Below are 7850 nucleotides of genomic sequence, written 5' to 3'. Positions count from 1 at the left end.
CGCCGCTGGTGCAGCAGGCTTAGCGCCTGGTTTTGCAGCTGGCTTGGCACCCGACTTAGCAGCAGCCTTGGTAGTTGGGGCCTGGGCAGACGCGTCAGCACCTGCGCCAGCATTCTTCTCTTCGTAGACCTTCTTCATCTTCCTGACGACGGGTGGTTCCACCGTCGAAGAAGCGGTCTTAACAAACTCGCCCTGAGCCTTCAGCTCGGCGAGTAGTTCTTTGCTGGTGACCCCGAGCTGCTTAGCGAGCTCATGGACACGTAGCTTTCCGGACACTGCTCTCCTCACTAGTGGGGGCCGAGCAGCGCCCGATGGCGGATTTGTCCGCGCACCGAGAGCGCCTGCAGGGCTCCCTCTTATCTATTGCCGTTCATCGCTGATGCTTCATCGTGTGCTCATCAGTGTTCAGGTCTTTCTGTTGTCATTTTTCCTGCCTCCCTGCTTAGCGACACGCACATCGTCAGCGGGGGCGAAACCCTCCGCCGCTTCGTAGTGCGTGGCGATAAACTGTTTAACCGGAAACGCATCTACCTGCGTAGATACCTTCAGTGCGCGGCCAAATGCACGGCGCTTGTCGGCGATCTCCCAAGCCTTTAGTGTTGGGGTGATCCAGGCACCTCGCCCCTGCATCCGACGATGCGGATCAGCAACGACGGCTACTGAGCCATCTGAACGGGTGGTGGCGACAATGCGTAGCAGCTCCGAGCAATTGTGGCGCTGCTTAGTTGCAATACAGGTACGTGTGGGTGCAGGCGTATGAGTTGTCGAATTCGGGTTTAGCACCCGCGAAGTCGTCATACTCCTGACGCACCCACCTTCCTGCTAAGAAATTCAGCGCGAAAATTCGCATAGGAAAATCACGCCTTGTCGTTTGGCCACCTCCCAGCATAACCCGAAAAGGCGGAAAAGTGCCAACCCCCTAGGCACTTTCCCGCCACTTTCGCAACCGCTGGGACGCTGACGTTGTGTCTACTCCGCGTCGGAGTGGATATCGATTCGCCAGCCGGTCAGACGAGCCGCCAGACGGGCATTCTGTCCCTCCTTGCCGATAGCAAGAGAGAGCTGGTAGTCGGGCACCACAACGTGTGCACGGCGCTCGTCCATGTCCAGAATCTTGACACTAACTACCTTGGCGGGCGCCAGCGAGTTACCAACGAACTTCGCCGGATCCTCGTCGTAGTCGATGATGTCAATCTTCTCGCCCTTGAGCTCATTCATAATCGAGTTCACACGCTGACCGCGGGGCCCAATGCAGGCGCCCTTAGCGTTGAGGCCCTTGACCGTGGGGCGTACAGCAACCTTGGTGCGGTGACCGGCCTCGCGCGCAATGGAAATCAATTCCACTGCCCCATCGGCAACTTCCGGAACTTCAAGTTCGAAGAGCTTACGAATGAGCTCCGGATGCGTGCGTGACAGGTGAATCGCAACACCGCGCGGTGTCTTGTTCACACCGACGACGTAGCACTTGATGCGGTCACCGTGCTTGAGTTCCTCACCTGGCAGCTGCTCAGCCGGCATCAGAATACCGTCTCGGCCGTTGGCCTCCGAACCGATGTGGACGACGACAATGCCCTTTTCATTGGCATAGACATCGCGCTGGACCACGCCGGAAATGACCTGATTAGACAGGTCTGCGTATTCGTCGAGAACCTTATCGCTCTCCGCATCCCGCAGACGCGAAAGGATGGTCTGACGAACAGCGAATGCAGCGGTACGCTCGAAGTCCTCCGGAGTGTCGTCCCATTCGGAGATGAGATTGCCCTCGTCGTCTCGCTCCTGGGCAAAGACTATGACGTCACCGGTCTCACGGTCGATTTCGACGCGCGCATACTGTGCCGGTGCGGTGGTGTTACGGTAGCTTTCACGCAATGCTCGGGCGACCAGTCCCAGCATTTCGTCGACAGGAATACCCTTTTCCTTTTCCAAGGTTCGCAGGGCAGCTAGTTCAATCTTCACTTGTTATCCTCCAGCCTGGTCAAGGCATCGTCATAGTCTAGTCCCGCAAAATCCTTCTCGGCTGCGGGCGGATTAGAGAATTCAACTTGTACCACTGCACGGGCCACATTGGTTAATTGGACACGCTGGCCAACAGCCTTCAAACGTCCCTTTGGCCCCTTAGAGGTAACGAGAATGATGGATTCTTCATCCGGCGACAGCGCACCAATGCGGGCTGCAATCGCGGAACCGTCGGCAAGCGAAATCTCCGCAATACGACCACGGTTACGACGCCAGTGCCGAGGCTGGGTCAGCGGTGCGTCAATACCAGGAGTGGAAACTTCCAAGGTGTAGCCCTGAGCGCCGAAGTCCGCTTCACCACGTGCCTCCGCGGCATCCAGAGCCGAAGATACTTCATACGTGGCCTGTTCCAGAACATCGAGGTCAGGACGCTCATCTGCGTCAACTAACACAATGACCTGTGACTTTGCGCCGGCGCGAACGACCTTGACATCTTCCACATCCAGGCCGATTTGTGCGAGCGCCGGGCTCACAAACTGTTCAATTTTCTCGGGTGCGGGTATCGCCATAGTCGTAGAGTCTACAGGTCAAGTACTAGGAATTGCGCACCTGGGCGCTTTCCACATACCGCATTGACACAAAGTGCCGCCCGCCGTGGCACCATAGTGAGGTGATTGTTGAACCTCCCTCCCCCAGTTTTGCTTCCGCATCGCATCGCACTCGTACTCTCTCGCGCCGTGGCTTCCTCGCTGCTGCCCTCGCCGTGGGATCACTTCCTGCGCTTTCCGCGTGCTCGCATCTGGTGGCACCGCGCCCCGATTACGCCATTGAGGTTCTCCATGCGCTGGCGGCGCGCGATGCACAGTCGCTTAGCGACGCCAATCCTGACCTCGCAGCGGTGCGCTCCGCGCAGGTTACCGAACTGGATAAGGAAATCACACGCGCCTGCGGCACCCACAAGGACGGTAAACCTGTCGATGAATGTGGCTCGGACGTAGCAGTCCCAGGATCCCTGGTTACCGGTTCCGACGCGAAGCTACTGCTCACGGACTCGCGAAACAATCCCGTACTGACGAATGCCCTGGATTCACGCACTGCATTGCGGGAGGAGCACACTGCGCGCCTCGCCACGGCTGTCGATGGCGGTATCGTCCTCGCTCTGCGTGTTGCGGGCGCTGAGTGGGAGGAGCTTGTCCCATTGATTCCCAGTGACAGGGATGAAATCTCGGGTGCCGAAGAACAGATGACTAAGGCACTGCAAGCCGAATACATGATGATTTACGGTGTCGGCGTAGCCGCACCACGTGTCGGAGGCGATACCACTACTGCACTTTTGGCCCGTGGCGAGCGCCACCGAATTTTGCGCGATCGTGCCCGACTAATTTTGGAGGATTCCGACGTTGAGGTGCCGGAGAGCGCACCTGGCTATATGCCGGAAGGCGCTCCTTCGCCAGATACGGCACCCGTCGATTACATGATTGCATTGGAGCGCTATTGTGCCCAGGCGTGGGAAGACGTATTGCTCGCTGCTAATAACCCTCGGATGCGTATGTTCGCGCTGCAGGCAGCTGGCGTGGCTGCCGCCGGAGCGGCAGCGCTAGGTGGCAACAACTTGGAGCCGTTGCCCGGGCTCTAAGCCTTGCGAACCAGCTCCGCGACGTGAGCTGCAATGCCGTCAGCGGCGACCTCGTCGGTCTCGTTGGTCAGGCGGTTACGCAGCTCCACCTTGCCGTCCGCGTAGCCACGGCCAAAGATGACCACAAACGGCATACCCAGCAGCTCGGCGTCCTTGAACTTCACACCGGGGCTGACCTTCGGACGGTCGTCGAAAAGCACCTCAATGCCCTGCTGGCTGAGGTCTTCCGCCAGCTGTTCAGCGGCCTCAGCTGCTTCGGCGTTCTTGCCGGCCACAGCGATGTGAACCTTGTACGGTGCCGCGGCAACTGGCCACTTGAGGCCCTTTTCATCCAACTGCTGTTCCGCGAGGACAGCGACCAGGCGGGACACGCCAATGCCGTAGGACCCCATCGTCGGACGAGCACGCTTACCGTTGACATCGAGGATGTCGATTTCAAAGGCGTTGGTGTACTTGCGGCCCAACTGGAAAATGTGACCGATCTCGATTCCGCGCTCGATCTTTAGCGTGCCATGCCCCTCCGGAGCCGGGTCGCCGTCACGCACCTCTGCGACATCGCAAATACCATCAATCTGGAAGTCGCGACCAGCGACCACATCGACGATGTGCTTGCCTTCCTCGTTGGCTCCTGTAATCCAATTTGTGCCCTCCGCCACGCGGGGGTCAGCTAGGACCTTCACACCGCGATCGGCGAGCCCCTGCGGGCCGACGTAGCCCTTGATCAGGAAGTCATTGGCTGCGAAGTCCTTGTCCTCCAGCAAGCGCGCCTCACCCGGTTCAAATGCGACTTCAAGACGCTTTTCATCGACCTCACGGTCACCGGGAACCAGGATTGCGGTGAGCTGTTCCGGCAGGGCGTTGCTCTCCTTATCGACCTTCTTCGGGTCGACGGCGACGAGAACGCACTTCAAAGTATCGGCAGCAGTGACCTCGCGTCCGAGGTCCGCACCATTGGCCCAATCAACAAGTGCTGCGATTGTGGTGCAGTTCGGAGACTCGTAAACCTTCGCCTCCGGTTGTCCCTCAATCGGCTGCGGTTCAACTGCCGGAATCTTCACGGCTTCCACATTGGCGGCGTACTCACCGTCGGTGGAGACTACGAAGGAGTCTTCGCCACTTTCGCTAACAGCCAGGAACTCCTCGGAGGCCGAACCGCCCATAGCGCCGGAGGTGGCGTGGCAGATTTCGTACTTAATGCCCAGCCGGTCAAAAATTCGCTGGTAGGCACCGCGGTGCTGCTGATAAGAATTCTCCAGCCCCTCGTCGTCCATGTCGAAGGAATAAGAGTCCTTCATCACGAACTCGCGGCCACGCAGAATACCAGCGCGCGGGCGAGCCTCGTCGCGGTACTTGGTCTGAATCTGAAACAGCGTCGTCGGGAAATCCTTGTAGGAGCTGAAAAGATCCTTGACAGCCAGCGCGAACATCTCTTCGTGCGTCGGCCCCAGCAGGTAGTCCGCGCCCTTGCGATCCTTCAGACGGAACAGCTCGGGGCCGTATTCGGTCCACCGATTCGTCGCCTCGTACGGTTCACGCGGGAGCAGTGCAGGGAATGCCAGCTCCTGTGCGCCAATGCCTTCCATCTCCTCGCGCACAACCTTCTCTACGTTGCGCAGAACCTTCAAGCCCAGTGGCAGCCAGGAGTACACACCAGGGGCAGTTCGCCGGATGTAGCCGGCACGGACGAGCAGCTTGTGGCTAGGGACCTCGGCGTCAGCTGGATCCTCGCGCAGTGTGCGCAGGAACAGCTGGGACATTCGCGTAATCATGAATGCTGATTTTACCCGTCGATCATTCTTCGCAACATGCGGGGCATTACTATGGTGCCCATGCTCGTAGTCCTACCCCCCTCTGAAACCAAAGCCACTGGTGGCAGCCATCCCGCAGTAGACTTTTCCTCGCTGAGCTTCGGCTCCCTCAACCCCATCCGCGAGCGCATTGCAGCCGATCTCGTGGCGCTAAGTGCGAACAGGGAAGCCGCGATGGAAACACTGAAGCTGGGGCCACGGCTTGCTGACGAAGTCACAGCTAATGCCGCGCTCCTAGAGTCGCCGACCATGCCGGCTCTCGAGCGTTATACCGGGGTGCTCTACGACGCACTCTCCCCCAGCGATTTGCCGGAAACCGGCCGTGCTCGACTCGCCATCGGGTCAGCGCTCTTCGGTGTCATTGGCGGGGACGACCTCATCCCCCACTACCGTCTCTCTGGTACGGTCAAGCTCCCCTTCGCGGATCAGCCTGCCGACGCGGCTCCCACAATGAAGCGCCGTTGGGGTACCGCCATCACCGAGGCTCTCAATGATGTCGACTTCCTCATCGACCTTCGTTCCGGCACCTACGCCAATTTGGGCAAAGTCAAGAGCGCGACAACGATGACCGTGCTCACCGCCGAGGGCAAAATCGTCAGCCACTTCAACAAGCACTACAAGGGCCTATTTGCCCGCGCCATCGCCCTTTCCGACACGACACCGACCTCCCCCACAGAGGCCGTCGACATCGCACGCGCCGCAGGATACGACGTCTCGCTTGACGACGACACCCTCATCTTCCGCGTCCCGGAAAACTAAATGTCGTCGTTGTAGCGCTTTCGGCCTGCCACAATGGCGGCAATCAGAGCGATAATAGCGATGAAAATGCTGTCGTATCGCGATCCTTCTCCGCCGAGGAGAAGGAGTCGGAAGATGATCATGGTTCCGAGGTAGAACACCAGGAAGGTCGCAGCGCCCATCCAGATGGCGCTACGCAGCTGATCGTCGGCAAGCAGTCGGGTAACAAGCCCTGCCTTTTGCTGCTCTGGCTCACGCTTCCTCGACTTGTTGTTGCTCAACTTGTTGTTCTTACTCATCGCCCTCATCCAGACCGGCGACTTCACCGATGACGATAACCGCGGGCGGCTTGATTGCCTCTTCGACCATTTTCTCGCCAAGCTCGCCGAGTGTGCAGCGTAGCGACCTCTGATTCGGCAGCGTGCCGTCCTGGATGACCGCAGCCGGAGTCTTCGGGCTGCGGCCGGCCTTCATCAGAGCCTCGGCAATCTTTGGCCCGTTCTTAACTCCCATAATGATGGCAATAGTGCCGTGCATCCGGCCCAGCGCATCCCAATTGACCAGCGATTTCCTGTGCCCCGGTGGGACGTGACCGGACACAACAGTGAATTCATGGTTGACGCCACGCATAGTAACTGGGATGCCAATCGTCCCCGGTACCGCCAGTGCTGAAGTAATACCCGGCACAACGCGAACCGGTACCCCAGCCTTCTGCAGCTCCTGAAGCTCTTCAAAACCGCGGCCGAAGATGTACGGATCGCCACCCTTGAGCCGGACCACAAAGTAGCCCTCACGGGCACGATGAACTAGCAGTTCATTGATGCGCTCCTGAGCCATGGCGCGGCCGTAAGGAAGCTTGCCGGCATCAATAATCTCGACATCCGGCTCCAAGTCACCGAGCAGCGACAGTGGACCGAGGTGGTCTGCAACGACAACGTCGGCAAGCCGGAGCAAGCGACGCCCCTCAACGGTAATCAGACCGGGGTCGCCCGGGCCACCGCCTACGAGTGCGACCTGACCAGCGAGGTCCCCAGCGCGCGACGCGCGACGGCCGGTCAGCGCCACAGGAGTAAGCGGGCTGGAAGCCCCGGTTTCATCGTCGACGAGAATACCTCGGCGGTGTCCCTCTAGAGTCACCTCACGCAACAACGCCTCGTCACAGCAGACCATGAGAGCCTTGCCCCAGCTCATCGCCTCGGTAAAACCGGTGCGGGTCAAAGTAATACGGCCGTCTGCAGCCCAGGCCTCAATCGCAGTTGTTACTTCCCCACCTTCACACACAGTGACATCAGCGCCAGAGTCCAACAGCCGAGGAATCACGCGCTCTGCAGCCGTGGAACCGCCAATCACCAACACACCGTAGTCTTTGAGAAGCAAACTCATAGCTAACACTTTACCCGGCGCACGAAGCGACAAAGCGACTGACGTTCCCCGGCGCACCCGCCGGATGAACATGCAGGTAACCGGCATGAATCCGCCCAGACTCGGAAACGAAGCCGTCGCGAACTGTTTCGCCTTGATATCCACGCCAACCCCAGGCTGGTTGCCACCCGGCCGCAGCAGCGACACTTGCGGTGTCATCGGTTAGGGCTGTCTTGTGGAACTCGTGACCGCGCACGCGCGTTCCTACCGGGCACAGCACAGAATCAGTCAGCGCCACAGCCTCCCGGTACCCCAGCTTCAACCGTGCCATGTGCGCTCGCCCCGGGATG

At 59.4% G+C, this 7850-nt stretch carries 9 protein-coding genes and 1 pseudogene; 2 read left to right on the top strand and 8 right to left on the bottom strand.

The annotated features are described in order from the left end of the window. The 4 genes from HMPREF3135_RS07615 to rimP form a co-directional block, all read right to left on the bottom strand. The coding region (locus HMPREF3135_RS07615; RefSeq protein ID WP_210383958.1) for a translation initiation factor IF-2 N-terminal domain-containing protein at positions 1-276 on the bottom strand (276 nt) is incomplete at its 3' end. A 129-nt stretch (positions 277-405) separates the two neighbouring features. Beyond that, a complete protein-coding gene (locus HMPREF3135_RS07610; RefSeq protein ID WP_016422585.1) occupies positions 406-798 on the bottom strand; it encodes a YlxR family protein in 393 nt (130 codons plus the stop codon). Positions 799-969: 171 nt separating this feature from the next. Further along, entirely contained in the window at positions 970-1956 is a 987-nt protein-coding gene (gene nusA / locus HMPREF3135_RS07605) for a transcription termination factor NusA (RefSeq protein WP_016422584.1), read from the bottom strand. Further along, positions 1953-2525 (bottom strand): ribosome maturation factor RimP, encoded by a 573-nt coding sequence (gene rimP, locus HMPREF3135_RS07600; protein ID WP_016422583.1) that lies wholly within the window; start codon positions 2523-2525, stop codon positions 1953-1955. The genes nusA and rimP overlap by 4 nt, the downstream gene beginning before the upstream one ends. Before the next feature lie 101 nt (positions 2526-2626). On the opposite strand from rimP, the gene HMPREF3135_RS07595 reads away from it, so the two are divergent. Next, a complete protein-coding gene (locus HMPREF3135_RS07595; RefSeq protein WP_049189652.1) occupies positions 2627-3592 on the top strand; it encodes a DUF4439 domain-containing protein in 966 nt (321 codons plus the stop codon). On the opposite strand, the gene HMPREF3135_RS07590 is transcribed toward HMPREF3135_RS07595, so the two are convergent. Further along, positions 3589-5361, bottom strand: a complete 1773-nt coding sequence (locus HMPREF3135_RS07590) for a proline--tRNA ligase (RefSeq protein WP_070439004.1) — start codon at positions 5359-5361, stop codon at positions 3589-3591. The two genes, HMPREF3135_RS07595 and HMPREF3135_RS07590, sit on opposite strands and share 4 nt — an antisense overlap. Positions 5362-5421: 60 nt before the next feature. Between HMPREF3135_RS07590 and HMPREF3135_RS07585 the strand changes: the two genes are divergently transcribed. Beyond that, entirely contained in the window at positions 5422-6159 is a 738-nt protein-coding gene (locus tag HMPREF3135_RS07585; protein ID WP_042389272.1) for a YaaA family protein, read from the top strand. Here HMPREF3135_RS07585 and HMPREF3135_RS07580 read toward each other — a convergent pair. From HMPREF3135_RS07580 to HMPREF3135_RS11175, 3 genes and pseudogenes are all read right to left on the bottom strand, one after another. Continuing rightward, positions 6156-6437: a hypothetical protein gene (locus HMPREF3135_RS07580; protein WP_016422579.1), complete on the bottom strand. Its 282-nt coding sequence runs from the start codon at positions 6435-6437 to the stop codon at positions 6156-6158. The genes HMPREF3135_RS07585 and HMPREF3135_RS07580 overlap by 4 nt on opposite strands. After that, complete coding sequence (gene cobA, locus HMPREF3135_RS07575) at positions 6430-7521, bottom strand: uroporphyrinogen-III C-methyltransferase (protein WP_049170808.1); 1092 nt, start codon at positions 7519-7521, stop codon at positions 6430-6432. Before cobA ends, HMPREF3135_RS07580 begins: the two co-directional genes overlap by 8 nt. Before the next feature lie 10 nt (positions 7522-7531). Further along, positions 7532-7850: pseudogene (locus tag HMPREF3135_RS11175) on the bottom strand (cobyrinate a,c-diamide synthase); the annotation flags it as partial.

Origin of the sequence: Corynebacterium sp. HMSC14H10 (genome assembly GCF_001807105.1) — a bacterium.
In the GTDB taxonomy this organism is placed as follows: Bacteria; Actinomycetota; Actinomycetes; order Mycobacteriales; family Mycobacteriaceae; genus Corynebacterium; species Corynebacterium jeikeium_D.
The sequence above is the reverse complement of the archived record's forward strand: the minus strand, read 5'-3'. Positions and strand labels throughout refer to the sequence as shown.

Excerpts from the sequence above, each read along its gene's own strand:
- HMPREF3135_RS07610 (WP_016422585.1), bottom strand. The coding sequence starts at position 798 with ATGACGACTTCGCGGGTGCTAAACCCGAATTCGACAACTCATACGCCT.
- rimP (WP_016422583.1), bottom strand. The coding sequence starts at position 2,525 with ATGGCGATACCCGCACCCGAGAAAATTGAACAGTTTGTGAGCCCGGCG.
- HMPREF3135_RS07590 (WP_070439004.1), bottom strand. The coding sequence starts at position 5,361 with ATGATTACGCGAATGTCCCAGCTGTTCCTGCGCACACTGCGCGAGGAT.
- HMPREF3135_RS07585 (WP_042389272.1), top strand. The coding sequence starts at position 5,422 with ATGCTCGTAGTCCTACCCCCCTCTGAAACCAAAGCCACTGGTGGCAGC.
- HMPREF3135_RS07580 (WP_016422579.1), bottom strand. The coding sequence starts at position 6,437 with ATGAGTAAGAACAACAAGTTGAGCAACAACAAGTCGAGGAAGCGTGAG.
- cobA (WP_049170808.1), bottom strand. The coding sequence starts at position 7,521 with ATGAGTTTGCTTCTCAAAGACTACGGTGTGTTGGTGATTGGCGGTTCC.